A 19,111-nucleotide genomic window follows, 5' to 3' on the forward strand; every position below is an offset into this window, starting at 1 on the left:
GAGCACCCGGTGATCCCCCTGCGAAGAACGGCCGTCGCGCTCGCGGCCGCCCTGTGTGCGGCGCTCGTGCCCGCGCTGCCCGCCACGGCCGCGCCGAAGCCGCCCGCGCCGCCCAGCGACGCGCGGCTCGCCGCCGAGCCGGCCCGGCACGACGCGACCCGGGAGCAGTTCTACTTCGTGCTCCCGGACCGGTTCGCCAACGGGGACACCTCCAACGATCGCGGTGGACTCACCGGCTCGCGGCTCGACACCGGGTACGACCCCACCGACAAGGGGTTCTACCAGGGCGGCGACCTCAAGGGGCTCACCCGGAAGCTCGACTACATCAAGGGGCTCGGGACCACCGCCATCTGGCTCGCCCCGATCTTCAAGAACAAACCCGTGCAGGGCACCGGCAAGGACGCGTCGGCCGGCTATCACGGGTACTGGATCACCGACTTCACCCAGGTCGACCCGCACTTCGGGACCAACGCCGACCTCACGAAGCTCATCGCGGGCGCCCACGCCAAGGGCATGAAGGTCTTCTTCGACGTCATCACCAACCACACCGCCGACACCGTCGACTACGCCGAGAAGCAGTACGGCTACCGCCCCAAGGGCGCCTACCCCTACCTCGACGTCAGCGGCCGCCCCTTCGACGACCGTGCCGGAATGAAGAAGGTCGACTCCCACTCCTTCCCCTACACGCCCGTCGTCAAGGAGAAGAAGGTCCCGGCCTGGCTGAACGACCCGACGATGTACCACAACCGGGGCGATTCGACCTTCGCGGGCGAGAGCGCCGAGTACGGCGACTTCTCCGGGCTCGACGACCTGTGGACCGAGCGGCCCGAGGTCGTCCTGGGCATGGAGCAGATCTATGAGAAGTGGGTCCACGACTTCGCCGTGGACGGTTTCCGCATCGACACGGTCAAGCACGTCGACCTGGACTTCTGGACCCAGTGGGCGACGGCGCTCGACGCGTACGCGAAGAAGCGGGGGCGGCCGGACTTCTTCATGTTCGGCGAGGTCTACTCCGCCGACACCGCCGTCACCTCCCCCTACGTCACCCGGGGCCGCCTGGACGCGACCCTCGACTTCCCCTTCCAGGACGCGGCGCGCCAGTACGCCTCCCAGGGCGCCCCGGCCGCCAAGCTCGCCTCCCTCTTCGCCGACGACTACCGCTACACCACCGACAAGGCCAACGCCTACGAGCAGGTCACCTTCCTCGGCAACCACGACATGGGCCGCATCGGCTCGTTCCTCAAGCAGGACCACCCGGGAGCCGGCGACGCCGAACTGCTCCAACGTGACCGCCTTGCCCATGAGCTGATGTTCTTCAGCCGGGGCAACCCGGTCGTCTACTACGGAGACGAGCAGGGCTTCACCGGCGCCGGCGGCGACAAGGACGCCCGCCAGACGATGTTCGCCTCGAAGGTCCCCGACTACCTGGACGACGACGAGCTGGGCACCGACCGCACCCACGCCTTCGACGCCTACGACCCCACCCACCCGCTCTACCGCACCATCGCCGACCTCTCCCGCCTCACCAAGGCCAACCCGGCGCTGCGCGACGGCGTCCAGACCGAGCGCTACGCCAAGGACTCCGTCTACGCCTTCTCGCGTACGGACGCCACGGCGCGCACCGAGTACCTGGTGGCCGTGAACAACGCCACCGAGCCGAAGAAGGTCGCCGTGCCCACCGGCTCGCCAGACACGAACTTCGGTGTGCTGTACGGAGGTTCGGGCTCGGTACGCAGCGGCTCGGACGCCACCGTCGAGGTGACCGTGCCCGCGCTGTCCTCCCTCGTCCTGAAGGCGGCGGCCCCGCTGCCCGCGCCCGCCGCCAAGCCGACGATCACCCTGAAGGCTCCCGCTCCCGGAGCCACCGGCACCGTGGAAGTCTCCGCCGACGTCAGCGGTGGGCAGCTCGACCGGGTCGTCTTCGCCGCGCAGAGCGGCAACGGAAAGTGGCAGACGCTCGGCTCCGCCGACCACGCACCCTACAAAGTCACCCAGTACCTGGATCTGGCAGCCGGAACTCCCGTGCGCTACAAGGCAGTTGTGGCCGACAGCGCCGGACGTACCGCGAGCGCGCTCGCCTCGACGACGGCGGGGCAGAACCCTCCGCCCGCCAAGCCCACGGCCGTCGAGCGGGACTACGCCGTCGTGCACTACCAGCGCCCGGCCGGCGACTACGACGGCTGGCAGCTGAAGGCCGACGGCCGGAGCGCCGCCTTCACCGGGCGCGACGCCTACGGCGCCTTCGCCTGGATCAAGCTCCCGCAGGGCGCCGGATCGCTCGCGTACACCGTCGCCAAGGGCGACACCGCCGACGGGCCGCAGCGCACCGTCGACCTCGGCCGCACCGGCGAGGTGTGGGTGGAGCAGGGCAAGGACGGCCAGGAGGAGCAGGCGCCGGCCGGTGCCTACCCGCCGCAGGACAAGTCCAAGGTGGTCCTGCACTACGCCCGGCCCGACGGCGACTACGACGGCTGGGGCCTGCACACCTGGACCGGCGCCGCCTCGCCCACCGACTGGTCCAAACCGCTGATGCCGACCGGCCGCGACGCGTACGGGGTGATCTTCGAGGTGCCGCTCGCCCAGGGCGCGACCTCGCTGAGCTACATCCTGCACAAGGGCGACCAGAAGGACCTCCCCGACGACCAGTCCCTCGGCCTCGCCACCTACGGGAACGAGGCATGGCTCCTCGCCGGGCAGCCCAAATACCTCCTCCCGCAAGGCAATGCGGGCGTCTCGCTCGACCTCGGCAAGGCCGAGGCGCAGTGGATCGACCGGAACACCGTCGTCTGGAAGGTGAAGGCGACCGACGCGACCAGCGAACAACTGGTGTACGCGCCGGGCGGCGGCATCGCCGTCAAGGACGGCGCGCTCTCGGACGAGGGCCAGTGGCTGCGGCTTGCGCCCGCCGCGCTGAGCGACGCGCAGAAGGCCAGGTTCCCGCAGCTCAAGGACTATCCGGCGTTCACCGTTGACGCCCGCGACCGGTCCCGTGTCCGCGAGTCCCTCAAGAGCCAGCTCATCGCGACCCAGCGGGCCGCCAACGGGGCGCTGCTCGCCGCGACCGGCGTCCAGACCCAGGGCGTTCTCGACGACCTGTACAGCGGCGCCGCCGCCAAAGCCGCGCTCGGCCCCGTCTTCGACCACGGCCGCCCCACCCTCTCCCTGTGGGCGCCGACCGCACAGCAGGTCTCCCTCGAACTCGACGGGCGAACGCTTGCGATGCGGCGGGACGACGCCTCCGGCGTCTGGTCGGTGACCGGGCCCGCGTCCTGGTCGGGCAAGCTCTACCGGTACGCCGTGAAGGTGTGGGCGCCGAGCGTGCACAAGGTCGTGACCAACCTGGTCACCGACCCGTACTCGACCGCTCTCACCGCCGACTCGGCCCGCAGCCTGGTCGTCGACCTCGCCGATCCGAAGCTGGCCCCCAAGGGCTGGGCCACCCTCAAGAAGCCGGCCGCCGTGCCGCTGCGCGACGCCCGGATCCAGGAGCTGCACATCCGCGACTTCTCCATCGCGGACCCCACCTCGCACCACCCCGGCCAGTACCTGGCCTTCACCGACACCGGCTCCGACGGCATGAAGCACCTGGCCCAGCTCGCCAAGTCGGGCACCTCGTACGTCCATCTGCTGCCCGCCTTCGACATCGCCGGGATCCCCGAGAAGAAGTCCGAACAGGCCACTCCTGCCTGTGACTTGAAGGTGTACGCACCCGACTCCGAGGAGCAGCAGGCCTGCGTCGCCAGGGCGGCCGCGAAGGACGCGTACAACTGGGGTTACGACCCGCTGCACTACACCGTCCCCGAAGGCTCCTACGCCGGCGACCCGGACGGGATCCGCCGCACGATCGAGTTCCGGCAGATGGTGCAAGGGCTGGGCAACGCCGGGCTGCGCACGGTCATGGACGTCGTCTACAACCACACCGCCGCGAGCGGGCAGGCCGACGACTCGGTGCTCGACAAGATCGTGCCGGGTTACTACCAGCGTCTGATGCCCGACGGCAGCGTCGCCAACTCCACCTGCTGCGCCAACACCGCGCCCGAGAACGCCATGATGGGCAAGCTCGTCGTCGACTCGGTGGTGACCTGGGCCAAGCAGTACAAGGTCGACGGGTTCCGCTTCGACCTCATGGGCCACCACCCGAAGGCCAACATCCTGGCCGTGCGCAAGGCGCTGGACGCGCTGACGCCCGCGAAGGACGGCGTCGACGGCAAGAAGATCATCCTGTACGGCGAGGGCTGGAACTTCGGCGAGGTCGCCGACGACGCCCGCTTCGTGCAGGCCACCCAGAAGAACATGGCGGGCACCGGCATCGCCACGTTCTCCGACCGGGCCCGCGACGCGGTGCGCGGCGGGAGCCCCTTCGACGCCGACCCGGGCGTCCAGGGCTTCGCCTCCGGCCTCTACACCGACCCCAACTCCTCCATGGCGAACGGCACTTCGGCCGAGCAGAAGGCCCGCCTGCTGCACTACCAGGACCTCCTCAAGGTGGGCCTGACCGGCAACCTCGCCGCGTACACCTTCACCGACAGCTCCGGCCGCAGCGTCAAGGGATCCGAGGTCGACTACAACGGGGCCCCGGCGGGCTACGCGGCAGCGCCGGGCGACGCGCTCGCCTACGCGGACGCCCACGACAACGAGTCGCTGTACGACGCGCTCGCCTACAAGCTGCCCGCGGGCACCTCGGCCGCCGACCGCTCCCGCATGCAGGTCCTGGCGCTCGCGACCGCGGCCCTCTCGCAGGGGCCGGCCCTGTCCCAGGCGGGCAGCGACCTGCTGCGCTCGAAGTCGCTCGACCGCAACTCGTTCAACAGCGGCGACTGGTTCAACGCCCTGCACTGGGACTGCCGGGCGGGCAACGGGTTCGGGCGCGGGCTGCCCATGGCCGCCGACAACCAGTCCAAGTGGCCCTATGCCAAGCCCCTGTTGACGAATCCGTCGCTCACCCCAGGCTGCGCCCAGATCAACGGGACCTCGGCCGCCTACCAGGACCTCCTCGCGATCCGGGGCAGTGAGAGCGCGTTCGGGCTCGCCACCGCGGACCAGGTCCAGTCGGCGCTCTCGTTCCCGCTGTCCGGCACGGGCGAGACCCCGGGCGTGATCACCATGCGGCTCGGCCCGCTGGTCGTCGTCTTCAACGCGACTCCCGAGGCTCGGACGCAGCGCGTATCGGCCCTCGCGGGAACCGCGTACGCGCTGCACCCGCGGCAGGCGGCCGGGGCCGACCCGGTCGTGAAGACGGCCACATACGATCAGAGTTCGGGGAGCTTCACAGTCCCGGGCCGTACCGTTGCGGTCTTCAAGCAACACTGAACCGATCATTCCGGGTCGTTCAGTGACCTGATTCGGTTGTTCCCCGCCGCGGGTTGAGTCGATGACCGCACTGTGGTCCAGACTGTGCCCGTGGTGGGGAATCTTCCTGCGGAGAGCACGAGTTTCATCGGTCGGTCGGTCGAACTGACCACCCTGGACGGCCTCCTCGAACAGCATCGGCTCGTCACCGTCACGGGACCCGGCGGGGTGGGAAAATCCCGGCTCGCGCTGCGGACCGCCCGGCGGATCGAAGGCCGCTACCCCGACGGTGTCTGGTGGGTGGAGCTGTCGCCGCTGCGGGACCGGAACTTACTCGCCGCCACCGTCGCCGACGCCTTCGACGTCTTCGACCAGAGCCTGCGCACCGCCTGCGAGGCGCTCTGCTCCTGGCTCGCCGACAAACGCCCGCTCCTGGTGCTCGACACCTGCGAGCACCTGATCAGCGCCTGCGGCCACCTGATCGGCGAACTCCTCCAGACCTCGCCGGGGCTCACCGTCCTCGCCACCAGCAGGCAACCGCTCGGCCGGCCGCAGGAACGTGTCTTCCCCCTGGAGCCGCTGGCCGTCGCCGGCGAGGCGCTCACCCTGTTCAAGGAGCGCGCCACCGAGGCCGTGCCCCACCTCAGCTTCGCCGACCCGGCCCGCGAGGCCGCGGCCGCCGACGTCTGCCGGCGCCTCGACGGGATCCCGCTGGCCCTCGAACTCGCCGGCGCCCGGCTCCGGTTGTGGTCGGTCGAACAGCTCGCCACCCGGCTCGGCTCCCGCTTCGAGGTGCTCGCCGACACCCGGGTCGCGGCCCTGCCCCGCCACCAGACCATGCGCACCGCCATCGGCTGGAGCCACGAGCTGTGCGAACCCCTGGAGCGGCTCCTGTGGGCCCGGCTCTCGGTGTTCGCGGGCGAGTTCGACCTCGCCGCCGCCCAGCACGTCGGCGCGGGCGGCCCGCTGCCCGCGTGCGCCGTCGAACAGGTGCTGGCGGGCCTCATCGACAAGTCCGTGGTCCGCACCCGGCTCGAACCCTCCGGCCGGTTCGGCCACCGCATGCTGGACACCATCCGCGAGTACGGCCTGCGCTGGCTCGACGAACTCGGCGAGACCCCCGACGTCGCCGACCGGCACGCCCGCCGCTTCCGCCGGATCGCCCACGAGGCCGGCGAGGCCTGGATGGGCCCCGGCCAGCTCGACTGGTACGTACGCCTGGAGGCCGAGCACGCGGATCTGCGCACCGCGCTCGAACACCTCCTCGCGACCGACCCCGAGGCCGCCCTCGACATGGCGGGCTCGCTCTGGTTCGTCTGGTTCTGCTGCGGCCGCCTGCGCGAGGGCCGCGGCTACCTCCAGCGCGCCCTGGACGGCTGCCCGGGACCCGGACCGTACCGGGCCACCGCCGTGTGGGCGCTCGGCATGTGCGCCTTCCTGCAGGGCGACTTCGTCATGGCGCACCGGCTCGGCGAGGAGTGCGCCCGGACCGCCACCGACCCCGAACTCCGGCTGCGCGCCGCCTACTTGTACGGCGGCAGTGTCCTCATGCCCGGCGATCCCGAGCGGGCCCTGGGCATCCTCGACCCGGCCCTCGCCCAGGACACCGGCTTCTCGGCCGGCCGCGTGCTGTGCGCGCTCGCCCGGATCTACGCCCTCACCAACCTGGCCCGCCACACCGAGGCGTCCGCCGAAGCCGTGCTGCTTCGCGACGAGTGCGCCGCGCGGGGCGAGCGCTGGATGCGGGCGTACGCCGACTACATGCTGGCGGCGAACGCGCTCGCCCTGGACCGGCCCGCCGAGGCCGCCGCCCACGCCCGCGCCATGCTCGCGTGCAAGCGCCTCCTGCACGACAGTTTCGGCATCGCCATCGGCCTCGACCTGCTGGCCTGCGCGGTCACCGCCCAGGGCGACGGCGAGGACGGCGCGCTGTTCCTCGGCGTCGGCCAGGAGTGCTGGCGCACCGTCGGCAAGGCGCAGATGGGCGCGCCCGAACTGACCGCCGTGCGCGAGCAGTGCGAGCGCCGGGCGCGCGCCGCGCTCGGCGACGGGGCGTACGACTCGGCCTTCGGCCGCGGCGTGGCCACCGGCCTCGACGACGGGCTCGCACTCGCCCTCAAGGGTGGCTTTCCGGACGGGAGTTGACGAAACCCGCATGTGGCCTCCCCTGTCCGCGATGCGACGCTACGGTGGGTGGCGGACCCGTGTCAGGGAGTGAAGCAGGCCACGTGTGACGGGCCGTGGGAGACGATCGGCGGTGAACCATGGCGATGCCCCTGTCGACGGCCCGGGACACGACCGTCCTGGTCGTCGACGACGTCGACGCCAACCGCTGTGCCATGGGCGCCGTGCTCAGCCGCGCGGGCCACCGCGTCGTATCGCTCTCCACCGCCTCGGCCGCGCTCGTCGAACTCGACACCCGGCTGCGCGCGGGAGCGCTGCCCGACGCCGCGCTCGTCGACGTGGGCCTGCCCGACCTGGACGGTTTCGAACTGTGCCGCCGCATCAAGTCCCACCCCGGCACAGCGCCCATGCCCGTCGTGCACTTCTCGGCCGCCTCCATCACTCCGCACGACCGCAGCAGGGGCCTGGACGCGGGCGCCGAGGCCTATCTCACCGTGCCGGTCGAGCCCGAGGAGATCCAGGCCGTCATCCGGGCCGCGCTGCGCGGCGCCCGGCTGCGCCACGAGTCGGCCGCCCTGGCCGGCCGGCTCAGCCGCCTCGCCGAGGCGACCGCCGCCCTGCACCTGGCCCGCTGCCCGCAAGAACTCGCCGACGCGGCGGCCGCCGCTGCCATACCGCTCACCTCGGGCCCGGTCACCGCGTTCGTGTTCGGCACCAACGCCTTCCTGCACGCGGGCGGCGTGGCCCGCCCGGCCCAGGCCACCGAGATCCCCGCGCTCGCCGTGCTGCTCCGCCGCGCCATGGCGGGCTGCACCGGCGTACGTTCCGTGCTCGCCCCGGCCCCGCTGTGGCCGCCGGAACTCTTCGGCATCGAAGGGGCCCGCCTGGTGCTCGCCCGCGGCAAGGCCGACCAGCCGCCCGTCTGCCTCGCCGTACCGGCCCGGCTGCCGTACGGCCAGGAGACCGAGGAACTGCTCTCCCGGCTCGCCCAGTCCCTGGCCGTCGCCGCGGAATCCCTGCGCACCTACGCCGAGGAACGCCACATCGCGCTCACCCTGCAACGCAGCTTCCTGCCGCAGAGCGCACCCCGGCTGCCCGGCGCCGACATCGCCCTGCGCTACGTTCCGGCCTCCAGCCGCGCCGAGATCGGCGGCGACTTCTACACCGCGCTCAACACGCCCGCGGGACTCCTCGTCGGCGTCGGCGACGTCGTCGGGCACTCGTTGGACGCGGCCACCGTCATGGTCGAACTCCGCCATGCCCTGCGCGCGTACGCCACCGACCACCACGAACCGGCCGCCCTGGTCCGGCGCCTGGACCGGATGCTCCAGCACTACCACCCCGAGGCCACCGCGACCCTGTGCCTGGCCCTCATCGACCCGGACACGGGCGAGACCCGCATCGCCGACGCCGGACATCTCCCGCCGCTGCTCCTGCCCCACCGGGGCGAGGCCTCGTTCATCGACACGCGGGGCCCGCTGCTCGGCCTCGGCCTGCGGCACCCGCCCTCGACCCGGCTCCAACTGGGTTCGTGCGACGGCCTTTTGATGGTGACGGACGGACTCGTCGAGCGCCGCGGCACCGACCTCGCGGACTCGCTGGACGACCTCAGGCGCACCGCGGCCGCCGCCCCGCCCGGCACCGAGGCGCTCTGCGACACCCTGCTCGACCGGTTCGGCGACGACCTGGAGGACGACGTGGCCCTGCTCGCCCTGCGCCTCAGCGCGGGCCGAGGGCCCTCTCCATCAGCGTGACCGCGTAGGGGGCGCTCCCGCCATCGGTCTTCGTCGCGAGCTCGCCGACCACGGCGTAACCCGCGGCCTGGTAGTAGCGGAGCAGAACCGCGTTGTCGGAGCGGCAGTCCAGGCGGCACAGCGGGCGGCCGTTCGCGGCGATCCGCTCCTCCGCGTGGTCGAGCAGGGCCTTCCCCGTGCCGGACGGCGCGGCCGCGCGGTCCACCATCAGGCGGTGCACATAGCCGGCCACCGGCGGCTGCGGGCCCCAGGCCGGCTCGTCCTGCCACCACAGCTCGTACGCCCCGACAGCCTCGCCACCGGCGGTGCGGGCGAGCCACACCTCGCCCTCCTTCATGCGCAGCCGGAAGTGCTCGGCGTCCTTGCCGCCGGGCTGCCACTGGTCGATGCCGTGGTCGAGCATCCAGCGCGCGGCGCCGTCGTACAGCGAGGTCAGCGCGGGCAGATCGGAGTCGTCGGCGAGATCGAGGACGAGTGGGGACGTCATGCCGTCGATCATGCCGCAGGGCTCAGTGCACGCGCGGCGCGGGGACCAGCGGGAGCAGGGCGCCGAGCCGGTCCACCAGCTCGCCGAACGGGCCGTCGGCGGGCTCGTCCGCCAGCATGGGCAGCACGATCGCGGCCATCTCGGGGTCGTAGGCGGCGCTCACCGCGGCGAGCGCCGCGAAGTCGTGCACCAGCTGCAACTCCAGCTCGCCGCGCGGAATCCGCCGCCCGTCGAGCCAGATCAACGCCGTCGACTCGGCGAGCGAGACCCAGGACCGTACGACCAACTCCAGCCTGGCGGGCGGCTTTTGGACGCCGAGGTGCGCCAGGATCTGGAGGTAGGCGGCGTTGCGCACCTCGTCGATCATGGCGTTCGCGGTGCTCGAGCCGACCGCCGGGCCGCCCCGCATCAGCGCGGAGAAGCCGGGCCCGTGCTCGTCGACGAAGTCGAAGAACCGGCCCATCACCCGCAGCAGCCGGGCGCCGAGCGGGCCCTCGTGCGGCTCCATGAAGCGGCCCGCGAGCTCGTCCGCGGCCCGGCGCAGCGCGGCCTCGTACAGGCTCTGCTTGCCGGGGAAGTAGTGATACACCAGCGGCCGCGATATCCCCGCGGCCGCCGCTATCTCGTCGATGGACACATCGTCGGGCGAGCGGTGGCTGAACAGCTCCAGGGCGACCCCGATCAGCTGCTGCCTGCGCTCGTCGACGCCCATCCTGCGCCGTACCCCGGTCGTCATGCGAACAGAGTACCTACGAGGCCCTACAGATCGAGCACCAGCTTCTTGCCCAGGCACCTCGATACACAGATCAGCATCGAGTTGTCGCGCTCCGCATCCGTGAGCAGCTCGTCGCGATGGTCGATCTCGCCCTCCAGGACCCGCTGTTGGCAGGTCCCGCAGAAGCCCTGCTCACAGGAGTACGAGACGCCCGGCAGCTCCTCGCGCACGGCGGCGAGCAGCGACTTGTCCGCCGGGACGGCCAGCGTGCGCCCCGAGCGGCGCAGCTCGACCTCGAAGGCGGCGCCCGCCGGGGCCGCGCCGGGCGCGAACCGCTCCAGGTGCGGGGTGCGCCCGGGGCCGAGCGCTGCGGTGACCGCGTCCATCAGCGGATCGGGCCCGCAGCAGTAAACGGCCGCGCCGGACGGGGAGTTGGTGAGGAAGGAGGCGAGATCCGGCAGTCCGCACTCGTCCTCCGGGACGACGGTGACCCGCCCGCCCAGCTTCTCGATCTCGTCGAGGAACGGCATGGTGGCCCGCGAACGGCCGCCGTACAGCAGCCGCCAGTCGGCGCCGGAGGCCTCAACTGCCGTGAGCATGGGGAGAATGGGCGTGATGCCGATGCCGCCCGCGACGAACACGTACGAGGTGCCGGCCACCAGCGGAAAGCGGTTGCGCGGCCCGCGCACCGACAGCTCGACCGCCTCCTGGAGCTGCTCGTGCACCTCGCGCGAACCGCCCCGGCCGTCCTCGATGAGGCGGGTGGCGACCGTGTACGAGGCGCGGTCGGCCGGGTCGCCGCAGAGCGAATACTGCCGTACGAGACCGGACGGCAGCACCAGATCGAGGTGCGCGCCGGGCTCCCAGGAGGGCAGCTCGGAGCCGTCCAGAGCCTCCAGACGCAGCCGTACGACGCCTTCGGCGGGCTCGGTGCGCTCGGTGACGGTCAGCTTCAGGGTGATGGTGGAGCGCCGGGCGCCGCGCCCCGAGACGGGCTCCTCCAGGGCGGGCATCGGCCACAGCGGGGATGCGGCGATGCGGCGGCGCAGCGCGCGCCGGGTGAGCAGCGCCGCCCCGGCGGCCAGGGCGAACGTGGTGGCACGGCGCATGTCAGCGGCCTCCGTTGGCGCCGGGGGAGGAGGCGAGATAGGCCACGGCCTGCGCGGTGCTGCCCTCCTGCGAGGGGTGGTAGGTGCGGCTCAGATAACGCGGGATGGACTTGAGCATGGAGGGGGTGGACGGCAGCATCCCCTTCTTGCCGGCCCGGTAGAACGCGCCGAGGCTCGCCTTGCCGACCGTCGGCGTCGGGTCGTTGTCCATGAAGAAGCGGGCCCCGCGCTGCCACAGGAACGCGAGCGCGGTGAACGCGGTCGCCCAGGTGCGCACCCGGCGCCGGTAGCCGCCGTCGACGTGCATGAACAGCTCGAAGGCCACCGACCGGTGCTCGACCTCCTCGGCGCCGTGCCAGCGCAGCAGGTCCAGCATCATCGGGTCGGCCCCGCGCCGGTCCAGGGTCTCGGCGTTGAGGATCCAGTTGCCGAGGAACGCGGTGTAGTGCTCGATCGCCGCGATGGTGGCGACCCGCTCCATCAGCCACCACTGGCGCGCCCTGCCCGGCGGCAGCGTGCGGTCCCCGAGCAGCTTCTCGAAGAGCCAGTCCACCTGCGCGGTGTACGGGGTCGGGTCGAGGCCGAGCTTCTTCAGATGGGGGAGTACGTCGTCGTGCGCGGCGGAGTGCATCGCCTCCTGCCCGATGAAGCCGATGACGTCCTCGCGCAGCCGGTCGTCCGTGATGTACGGCAGGACCTGCTTGTACACGTGCACGAACCAGCGCTCACCGGCCGGCAGCAACAGGTGCAGCACATTGATGGTGTGACCGGTGAACGGGTCGCCGGGTATCCAGTGGAGGGGGGTCTTCTCCCACTCGAACGAGACGTTCCGGGCCTTGAGCTCAATGCGCTCCTCCGCGACCGGAGCGGGCTGCGGCGTATTAGACATGGCGTCAATGTACTGACGGGTACGCCGCAGCGACAGGGGTGCGCACCGGATTGTTCGACGGATTGGCCCCGGCCGGACCGGTCAGTGCAGGCTGCTGACCGCAGTCCCGTCCGAGAGCCGCCCGTTGAGTTCGGCGCGCGCCCCCTCCTTGGCCCGTACGGCAAGGAGGTTGCCCCGCCCGCTGCCGGTCATCCCGCCGGACAGGGTCACCGACGACACCTGCTCGCTGCCCGCCGCGAGCACGAACCAGTTCCCGCCGCGCGACTTCCACAGCACCCCGGCAAGGACCCGCGCTTCCCGGATCCCGCAGGCCGCGGAGTTCTCGGCGCGGGCCGCGATCGCCCCCGGGGCGAGCTTGGCGGAGGGCGCCTGGAACTGGGCGAACACCCGGCCGCCCGCGCCCCGCCAGGTCTCGGCCCGGGTGCAGATCCAGTCGGCGGTGCCGTTGTTCTCGGGCAGCGCCTGCTGGGCGAACTGCCAGTTGTTGACGGAGCGCACCCCGTGCGTGCGGACGGTGGGCAGCAGACACGCGGTGCGCGCCCAGCCCGCGCGCGCGGAGCGGTCGCCGACGTCACGCGGATCGTGGGGCGGCCCCCACGTCAGCCGGGCCGGGGCGAGCTCGCCGAGGTCGGTGACGAGCCGCACCCCGCTGTCGTCGTGGAGTTCGAGCGTCTCCCAGGACGTGCACTGGCGGGCCTGAGCGGGCGAGACGACCGGGTCGGTCACCCCGTCCTTGCCCTGGTGCAGCGGCCGCGCGGCGGCGTCCGGAGTCAGCAGATCGCGTACGGAGGCCTGGTGCACCCAGGGCGCGATCAGATAGCGCACGTTGCCGTCGGTCCGGCCCACCACGAGCGCGCTCGCGGACGCGGCATCGGCGGCGTCCACGCGCGCGAAGTCGAGCGCGGCCCCCGCCGTGCCGTCGCGCGGCTCGGCATAGCGGGCGATGCGCAGCCCGTCGTAGAGCAGCACGACCTCGGCCCGGTCCACATCGCCCGCGAACAGGAGTTGGGGCGCGCCCATCGGCGGACCCGAAGGGGTGCCCGGCGTCGCCGAGACCTGCACGGACCCGCCCGGCCGCGCCCACACGGCGAGCGCCCGCCGCAGCAGCCCCGCGTCGCCCAGCAGATCGCCCCGGGCCGGCCACACCGAGAAGTCCGTACGGGTCGCGGTCGTCCACGCCGTGGGCTCGACCCGCAGCAGATGGCCGGGGTCGAGCGCGGCCTGGGCCGCCGGGTTCTGCGCGTAGGGCGGCGCGGCCGCGCCGTCGGGCCCCCAGCCGTCGCCCGGCAGGCCGATGAGCGCCCCGCACACCACGAGGGCGGCGACGGCGGCGAGCGCGGCCCGGCCGTGCTGGCGGCGCCGCATCAGATCGGTGGGCCGGGCCTGGAGCGAACAGGGGTCGAACTCGGCGGATTCGAGCAGCCCGGCCTGCGTCTCGGTGGCGTCGGCCTCGGTGAGCGCCTTGCGGGCCTCGGCGACCCCGGCCGCGTTCAGCTCCGCGCACACCTCGTCGTCGCCGAGCCGCTCGAGACCGCGCAGGACGAAGGCCGCCCGGGCGGGTCCTGAGAGGGCGGAGAGGCGCTGGTCCAGGGCCAGTTCATCGGCGCCGCCCGAACGCGGGAACAGCCTCAGGCCCCAGACCTGCGGCAGCAGCGGCGGGAACTGCGCCCGCTTGGGCCAGGCCCTGCGGCGCAGCGGAAGCCCCGCTTCGAGCGCCTGGCGCACCACGCGCCGCCGCACGTACACATACCCCGGGCCGCCGCCCTCGGCCCGCCGCGCCCCGGGGATCAGGCCGTCGTCGGGGCCGTCGCCGGTGCCGCCCCGGCCGCGCGGCAGCGAGCGCTGCACGATCGCGTGCGCGGTCACCACCCGGCGGTTGCGCCCGAGCGACGGCGGGAGTACGAGGTAGGCGAGCCGCACCAGTCGCGGATAGTGCTCGACGAGCGCGGCCTCGGCCTGCTCGACGCCGACGGAGGGGGCGGGTGGGTTGAGGATGTCCTGCTCTGGGGCCACGTTCAGCAAAACGAGCGAATGTGGAGATGGTCACCCCGTACCCAACCGGCTGACCCCTCGGGCGAGTTGACGCCGGCGCGAGTCGATCAGGCGATGAGTCGTTCGCGCAGCCGGGCCACCGCCTCGTCCGGCACCCCGAGCCCCTCGCGGACGTACTTCTCCATCGAGCCGTACTTCGTGGCGACCTCCTCCAGGGCCGCCGCCAGGTACTCCGGTACGACGCCGATGATGGCGAGCGCGATCTCGGGGTCGCCGCCCTGCGCGGTGAAGCCCTCGATGAGCGGGGCGAAGGCCTGGCGCACCGCCGGGTTGACCGACAGGTACTCGCGCTCGACGGTCGCCTCGTCGGCGCCGAGCAGCGTCAGGATCACCGTCGCCGCCCAGCCGGTGCGGTCCTTGCCCGCCGTGCAGTGGAAGAGCAGCGGGCCCGCGTCGTCGGCGGTGAGCTCGGTCAGGAGCGTGCGGTAGGCGGAGCGGGCCGAGTTGGACGAGACGAGCGAGCGGTAGGTGTCGGCGAACAGGGCCTGCGCCTTGCCGCCCCCGAGGTGCTCCTCGGCCACGACCGGGTCGGCCAGGATGTGCTTGAGCTGGGCGGCGGCGGGCGCGTCGGTCGACGAGACCTTGTCGGCGAGCGCGTCGGCGACGACGAGGCGGGCCCCGGCCGGCACCCGGTCGGGGTGGTCGCCGCGCTCGGCGTCGGTGCGGAGGTCGAGGATCGTCCGCAGCCCGAGCGCGGCCACCGCCGGATCGGCCGCCGGGTCCATGCGGTCGAGCTGGCCGGCGCGGAAGACCAGGCCGGAGCGGACCGTGCGGCCGCCGGACAGCGGGGTGTCGCCGAGGTCGCGCAGGTTGGCGACGGTGGTGGCGGGGATCGCGATCATGTGCGAGCGGCTCCTGAGCGGGTGAAATCTACCGGTTTCGATCCGAACGGTAGTCCACGGCCGTCGCCACCCCGAGACCGAGCCCCAGTGCCGCGAAATGTCCCGCGTCGGTGAAGGTGCGCTCCGGTCGAAGGAGGGGCTTCGCGGCCAGGGCGAGCAGCGCGATCCGGGCGCCGACACGCAGCGGGCCGGGCGGCAGGGCCGAGGTCAGCGCGCCGAGGGTCGCGTAGAAGCCGTAGCTGGTGCCCACGTCCAGGGCGGAGCGGGTGGCGGGCGAGGGCCGGCCCTCGCGCAGCCCGCCGTACACCAGGAGCGTCGCGCCCACATGGCCGAGCAGGAACACCCCGGCCGCCCACCAGGCCCCGTGCGCGTACTCCGCGTGGCCGAGTACAGCGAGCAGGAGCAGCGCGTAGGGCAGTTCCATCGGCTCCTCGACGAGCAGCGCGCTCGTGGCGAGGGTCCCGTACCGCCCGGCTGCCAGGTTGTCGACGTTGGTGGAGCACGAGCGCAGCAGGTCCTGGCGGGCCCGCTCACCGAGCAGCCGCCGGCTCGCGTACGCGATGAGCTGGACGCCGCCGACGTAGGCGGGGGCGAGGGTGGGTACACGCATGCGTCCATGATCACCCATCGGGGACCCGGCCGCCTCTCCGTCTGTGAAGAATCGCCAAGTCGCCTTGTTTATACGGGAGTTGAAGGCAAGATGGGGTGATGCGAAACGATGCACGAGTGGTCCTTGGGGTCGTTGTGGCCGTCGCGGTGGTGACCGGCTGCGGTTCGTCCTCGCACGCGCCCACGACCGCGAGCGGAACCCTGGAGCAACTGGCCGCCCGGGCCGACTGCAAGCCCGTCGTCTCGACGAACTCGGCCGAGCTGCGGCAGGCCAACTGCACGACGAAGGACGGCCGTTACGTGCTCGCCACCTTCGCCACCGACCGCGGCCAGCGGGAGTGGATCAACGAGGCGCGGGACTACGGCGGCGTCTACCTGGTCGGGCGCAAGTGGGTGGCGGTCGGCGAACAGCCGGTGGTCACGGCACTGCACGGCCGCCTCGGTGGCAGTGTCGAGACCGGGACCATGCATTCCGGACACTGACCGGGTCGGCCGCGCAGCGGCAGGTGCCTCCTCGCGCTCACGCGCAGGGGGTCAGGCGCAGGAGCGCCCGGTGTTGATGCAGTTCACCGCCTTTCCCATCAGCTGGTCGCTGAAGACGTCGATGAAGTCACCGTGATCGGTGACGGGCTTGTGGAGCTGCTCGGGAAACGAGTCCACGGCGAATGCGCCCGCCTTGGCGGGCACGTCGTAGACGATGCGCTGCACGAGCTGGGGAATCGCCTTGAATCCGGCCGGACAGGCACCCCTTTTGTCCGCGAAGGCGACATGGGTGCGGTGATTGGCGCTGTCGGTGTTCCTGCCGTCCCAGCAGCTCTGGAATTTAAAGGTACGGACCACCTTGCTGCCCTGCGGGCACAGCGGGTATTTGTCCTTGAGCTGGCGGTTCTCGAATCCGGTACAGCTCCACGAGGCATTGGCATTCGCATTGCCATTGGTGAACGCCTTGGCGTCCCCCGTGATGATCCGCAGGAACCGGGGCATCGCGGTGACCTTGCTCACCGGGCTTCCCGCCAATTGGATCGTGGCCTGGACCGGGGTCTGAATCTTTCCGACGTTCTTGTCCTTGCCGCCGCCGTCCGCGCGGGCGTCCGTGTCGTTGCCCTGGTTCAGGACCCGTACGACCGGCCAGTAATAGGTGGACTTGTCGCCCTGATTGCGGCAACTGGTGTTGCCCCGGGCGAGATCGGCGTCGCTGGAGAAGGCATCCGTCGCCTGGTTTCCGACGTAATCGTGCATATGGTGGGCGCCATTGCTCACGCCCGGCGCGACGATGACATTGTCGGGGTTGCGTTTGCCGTTCTGGTTGCGGCCGCAGTCGCTGGTGAAGGTGCCGGTGGAGGCACCCCGCCCGGGCTGCGGGGCGGCGACGTTCGGCCGTACGGAGCGGATGTCGACGAAGTCGCTGCGTGCGGGGCCGGAGGCGGTGACGTTGTCGGCGGCGTTCTGGCCGTTGCCCTGGGCGTCGACCTGGTTGCCGCCCTGATCATTGGAAGCCTGGACGTCGGCGGCCCGCATCGTGCAGGCGGCGAGCCCCTTGTCGTTGAGGTCCGGCTGACCCGTGGCGTCCGCGATCTCGCCGATGGAATCGGTGCGTTGCCGTTTCAGCGGGTTGAGCACCATCGTGTCCGCGAGGCGAGGATCGCGCTGGATGCGGTCCTTGTTGTCGGCGAACTTCGTATACGCGTCGGTGATCTGCGTATCGAGGTCGGCGAGCCGGCGGTCCACGCGTGATTTCGCGGAATCGGGCACGGTGGACAGGGAATTGCCCACATCCGGGCAGTCGATGGTCGACAACATCCGCATCTGCGCCATGTCGTGCCCGGACGATCCCGAACCGCCCGAATCGCCTTCACTGGCGGAGGCATAGAAATTGACCGCGACGAGCCCGCCTCCGCCCAGAATGAGTGCGGCCGCGGCCATCATCATCCGGCGGGGGAGGGCTTGCCGTTTTCGTGGTGAGCGTGCGATGCGTCCCATGGAACTCCTTCGCTTGAAGCGCGCAGTTCCATACGGATGGGAAGCGTGGGGCGTTCAACGCCTCAGGAGATTCAGGAGAGTTGAGACTTCCTCAGGATTTACCGCGCCTGCTTCACCGCGCGCAGCACCACGAACTTCGGGTCCGATGCCATGAGTTCGCAGTTGCCGAACATGCGGCGGAGCTTCTCGTGGTAGCCGAGGTGGCGATTGCCGACCACCCACAGCTCGCCGCCCTCGCGCAGCGCCGTGCGGGCGTCCGCGAACATGCGCGAGGAGGTGCGGTCCGTCGTCGCCTGGTGGGTGTGGAACGGGGGGTTGTTCAGGACCAGGTCGGCGCTGGCGGGCTCGAAGTCCGCGAGCCCGTCACCGAGCCGGAAGTGGGCCTCGCGCGCGGGCCCCGCACACATCCGGAAGGTGGCCTCGGCCGAGGCCATCGCCGGGTGCGACTCGTCGGCGAAGGTGATCCGGGCCTCGGGGTTGGAGAGCGCCGCCGCCGTACCCACGATGCCGTTGCCGCAGCCCAGGTCCACGACGTGGTCCGGACCCGTGCGCTCGGGCAGGTGCTGGAGCAGGAAGCGGGTGCCGATGTCGAGGCGGTCGGCGCAGAACACCCCGGCGTAATTGGTCACGGCGAGCCCGGAGGCGGGGCCGATGCCCAGCTCCAGGGAGTACGTCAGCGGCCACGGGTTCTTGGGCCTGGCCAGCGCCGGGTCCGGCGTGGTGAAGATCAGGCGGGCCTTCTTCTCGGCCAGCGAGGTCTTCGTCGGGCCGAGGATCCGCTCGAACAGGTTCAGCGTCGAGGTGTGGATCTCCTTGACCATGCCGGTGCCGACGACGACCGTGTCCGCGTGCACCGACGGCGCGATCCGCTGCAGCTGGTCCTCCAGGAGCCCGAGGCTCTTGGGCACCCGTACGAGCAGCACGTCGACCCGCTCGGGCACCTCGTCCCGCGTCGACAGGAGACGTACGGAATCCGGCGCGTAGCCAGCCCGTGCCAGGTTGGCCCGGGTCGCCTCCTGGGCCAGGAACGAGTCGCTGATCTGGACGGGGCCGTGCCCGGCAAGGGCCGTGGTGAGCGCGCCCCAGCGGTCGCCGATGACGACGACGGTTCCCGAGAGGTCCAGGTCCGTGATCCCGGCGAGGTGCCGCAGCAGGTAGTCGTCGGCGGCGTCCCAGGCCCGCAGCTGGTCGCGGGGGTCTTCGGGGAATCGGGTCAGGTCGTGCTCGCCCCAGGGCGTGATCATGCGGTTCATTGTTGTGC

The 19,111-nt window shown here is 71.8% G+C and carries 13 protein-coding genes; 4 read left to right on the forward strand and 9 right to left on the reverse strand.

Annotated elements, in window-relative coordinates; genetic code table 11:
• Positions 1 to 9: 9 nt before the first annotated feature.
• From pulA to IE206_RS06175, 3 genes are all read left to right on the forward strand, one after another.
• Complete coding sequence (gene pulA / locus IE206_RS06165) at positions 10 to 5,310, forward strand: pullulanase-type alpha-1,6-glucosidase (RefSeq protein ID WP_189960985.1); 5,301 nt, start codon at positions 10 to 12, stop codon at positions 5,308 to 5,310.
• Between the two features lie 90 nt (positions 5,311 to 5,400).
• On the forward strand, positions 5,401 to 7,434 hold the full coding sequence (locus IE206_RS06170; protein ID WP_189960986.1) for an ATP-binding protein: 2,034 nt from the start codon (positions 5,401 to 5,403) through the stop codon (positions 7,432 to 7,434).
• Positions 7,435 to 7,553: 119 nt separating this feature from the next.
• The gene (locus tag IE206_RS06175; RefSeq protein WP_226598783.1) at positions 7,554 to 9,167 is read left to right on the forward strand and encodes a fused response regulator/phosphatase; all 1,614 of its coding nucleotides are present in this window, start codon (positions 7,554 to 7,556) and stop codon (positions 9,165 to 9,167) included.
• Here the strand turns inward: IE206_RS06175 and IE206_RS06180 are convergent.
• From IE206_RS06180 to IE206_RS06210, 7 genes are all read right to left on the reverse strand, one after another.
• The gene (locus IE206_RS06180) at positions 9,133 to 9,654 is read right to left on the reverse strand and encodes a GNAT family N-acetyltransferase (protein ID WP_189960987.1); all 522 of its coding nucleotides are present in this window, start codon (positions 9,652 to 9,654) and stop codon (positions 9,133 to 9,135) included. The two genes, IE206_RS06175 and IE206_RS06180, sit on opposite strands and share 35 nt — an antisense overlap.
• A gap of 22 nt (positions 9,655 to 9,676) precedes the next feature.
• Positions 9,677 to 10,390, reverse strand: coding sequence for a TetR/AcrR family transcriptional regulator (locus IE206_RS06185; protein WP_189960988.1), 714 nt, complete (start codon positions 10,388 to 10,390; stop codon positions 9,677 to 9,679).
• A gap of 23 nt (positions 10,391 to 10,413) precedes the next feature.
• Complete coding sequence (locus tag IE206_RS06190; protein ID WP_189960989.1) at positions 10,414 to 11,478, reverse strand: PDR/VanB family oxidoreductase; 1,065 nt, start codon at positions 11,476 to 11,478, stop codon at positions 10,414 to 10,416.
• Between the two features lies 1 nt (position 11,479).
• On the reverse strand, positions 11,480 to 12,367 hold the full coding sequence (locus tag IE206_RS06195) for a metal-dependent hydrolase (protein ID WP_189960990.1): 888 nt from the start codon (positions 12,365 to 12,367) through the stop codon (positions 11,480 to 11,482).
• A gap of 81 nt (positions 12,368 to 12,448) precedes the next feature.
• On the reverse strand, positions 12,449 to 14,389 hold the full coding sequence (locus IE206_RS06200; RefSeq protein ID WP_189960991.1) for a hypothetical protein: 1,941 nt from the start codon (positions 14,387 to 14,389) through the stop codon (positions 12,449 to 12,451).
• Positions 14,390 to 14,466: 77 nt separating this feature from the next.
• A complete protein-coding gene (locus IE206_RS06205; RefSeq protein ID WP_189960992.1) occupies positions 14,467 to 15,261 on the reverse strand; it encodes a tyrosine-protein phosphatase in 795 nt (264 codons plus the stop codon).
• Between the two features lie 28 nt (positions 15,262 to 15,289).
• Positions 15,290 to 15,871: a rhomboid-like protein gene (locus IE206_RS06210; RefSeq protein ID WP_189960993.1), complete on the reverse strand. Its 582-nt coding sequence runs from the start codon at positions 15,869 to 15,871 to the stop codon at positions 15,290 to 15,292.
• 98 nt (positions 15,872 to 15,969) lie between these two features.
• On the opposite strand from IE206_RS06210, the gene IE206_RS06215 reads away from it, so the two are divergent.
• A complete protein-coding gene (locus tag IE206_RS06215; protein ID WP_189960994.1) occupies positions 15,970 to 16,353 on the forward strand; it encodes a hypothetical protein in 384 nt (127 codons plus the stop codon).
• 51 nt (positions 16,354 to 16,404) lie between these two features.
• Here the strand turns inward: IE206_RS06215 and IE206_RS06220 are convergent, their stop codons facing one another.
• The gene (locus tag IE206_RS06220) at positions 16,405 to 17,793 is read right to left on the reverse strand and encodes a DUF1996 domain-containing protein (protein ID WP_373300870.1); all 1,389 of its coding nucleotides are present in this window, start codon (positions 17,791 to 17,793) and stop codon (positions 16,405 to 16,407) included.
• Positions 17,794 to 17,948: 155 nt separating this feature from the next.
• Positions 17,949 to 19,094, reverse strand: coding sequence for a methyltransferase (locus IE206_RS06225; protein WP_189960996.1), 1,146 nt, complete (start codon positions 19,092 to 19,094; stop codon positions 17,949 to 17,951).
• Between the last annotated feature and the right edge of the window lie 17 nt (positions 19,095 to 19,111).

Source organism: Streptomyces violascens, from assembly GCF_014649955.1.
GTDB lineage: Bacteria > Actinomycetota > Actinomycetes > Streptomycetales > Streptomycetaceae > Streptomyces > Streptomyces violascens.

Excerpts from the sequence above, each read along its gene's own strand:
- IE206_RS06195 (WP_189960990.1), bottom strand. The coding sequence starts at position 12,367 with ATGTCTAATACGCCGCAGCCCGCTCCGGTCGCGGAGGAGCGCATTGAG.
- IE206_RS06215 (WP_189960994.1), top strand. The coding sequence starts at position 15,970 with ATGCGAAACGATGCACGAGTGGTCCTTGGGGTCGTTGTGGCCGTCGCG.
- IE206_RS06175 (WP_226598783.1), top strand. The coding sequence starts at position 7,554 with ATGGCGATGCCCCTGTCGACGGCCCGGGACACGACCGTCCTGGTCGTC.
- IE206_RS06225 (WP_189960996.1), bottom strand. The coding sequence starts at position 19,094 with ATGATCACGCCCTGGGGCGAGCACGACCTGACCCGATTCCCCGAAGAC.
- IE206_RS06185 (WP_189960988.1), bottom strand. The coding sequence starts at position 10,390 with ATGACGACCGGGGTACGGCGCAGGATGGGCGTCGACGAGCGCAGGCAG.
- IE206_RS06210 (WP_189960993.1), bottom strand. The coding sequence starts at position 15,871 with ATGCGTGTACCCACCCTCGCCCCCGCCTACGTCGGCGGCGTCCAGCTC.
- IE206_RS06220 (WP_373300870.1), bottom strand. The coding sequence starts at position 17,793 with ATGGCCGCGGCCGCACTCATTCTGGGCGGAGGCGGGCTCGTCGCGGTC.
- IE206_RS06205 (WP_189960992.1), bottom strand. The coding sequence starts at position 15,261 with ATGATCGCGATCCCCGCCACCACCGTCGCCAACCTGCGCGACCTCGGC.
- IE206_RS06190 (WP_189960989.1), bottom strand. The coding sequence starts at position 11,478 with ATGCGCCGTGCCACCACGTTCGCCCTGGCCGCCGGGGCGGCGCTGCTC.
- IE206_RS06180 (WP_189960987.1), bottom strand. The coding sequence starts at position 9,654 with ATGACGTCCCCACTCGTCCTCGATCTCGCCGACGACTCCGATCTGCCC.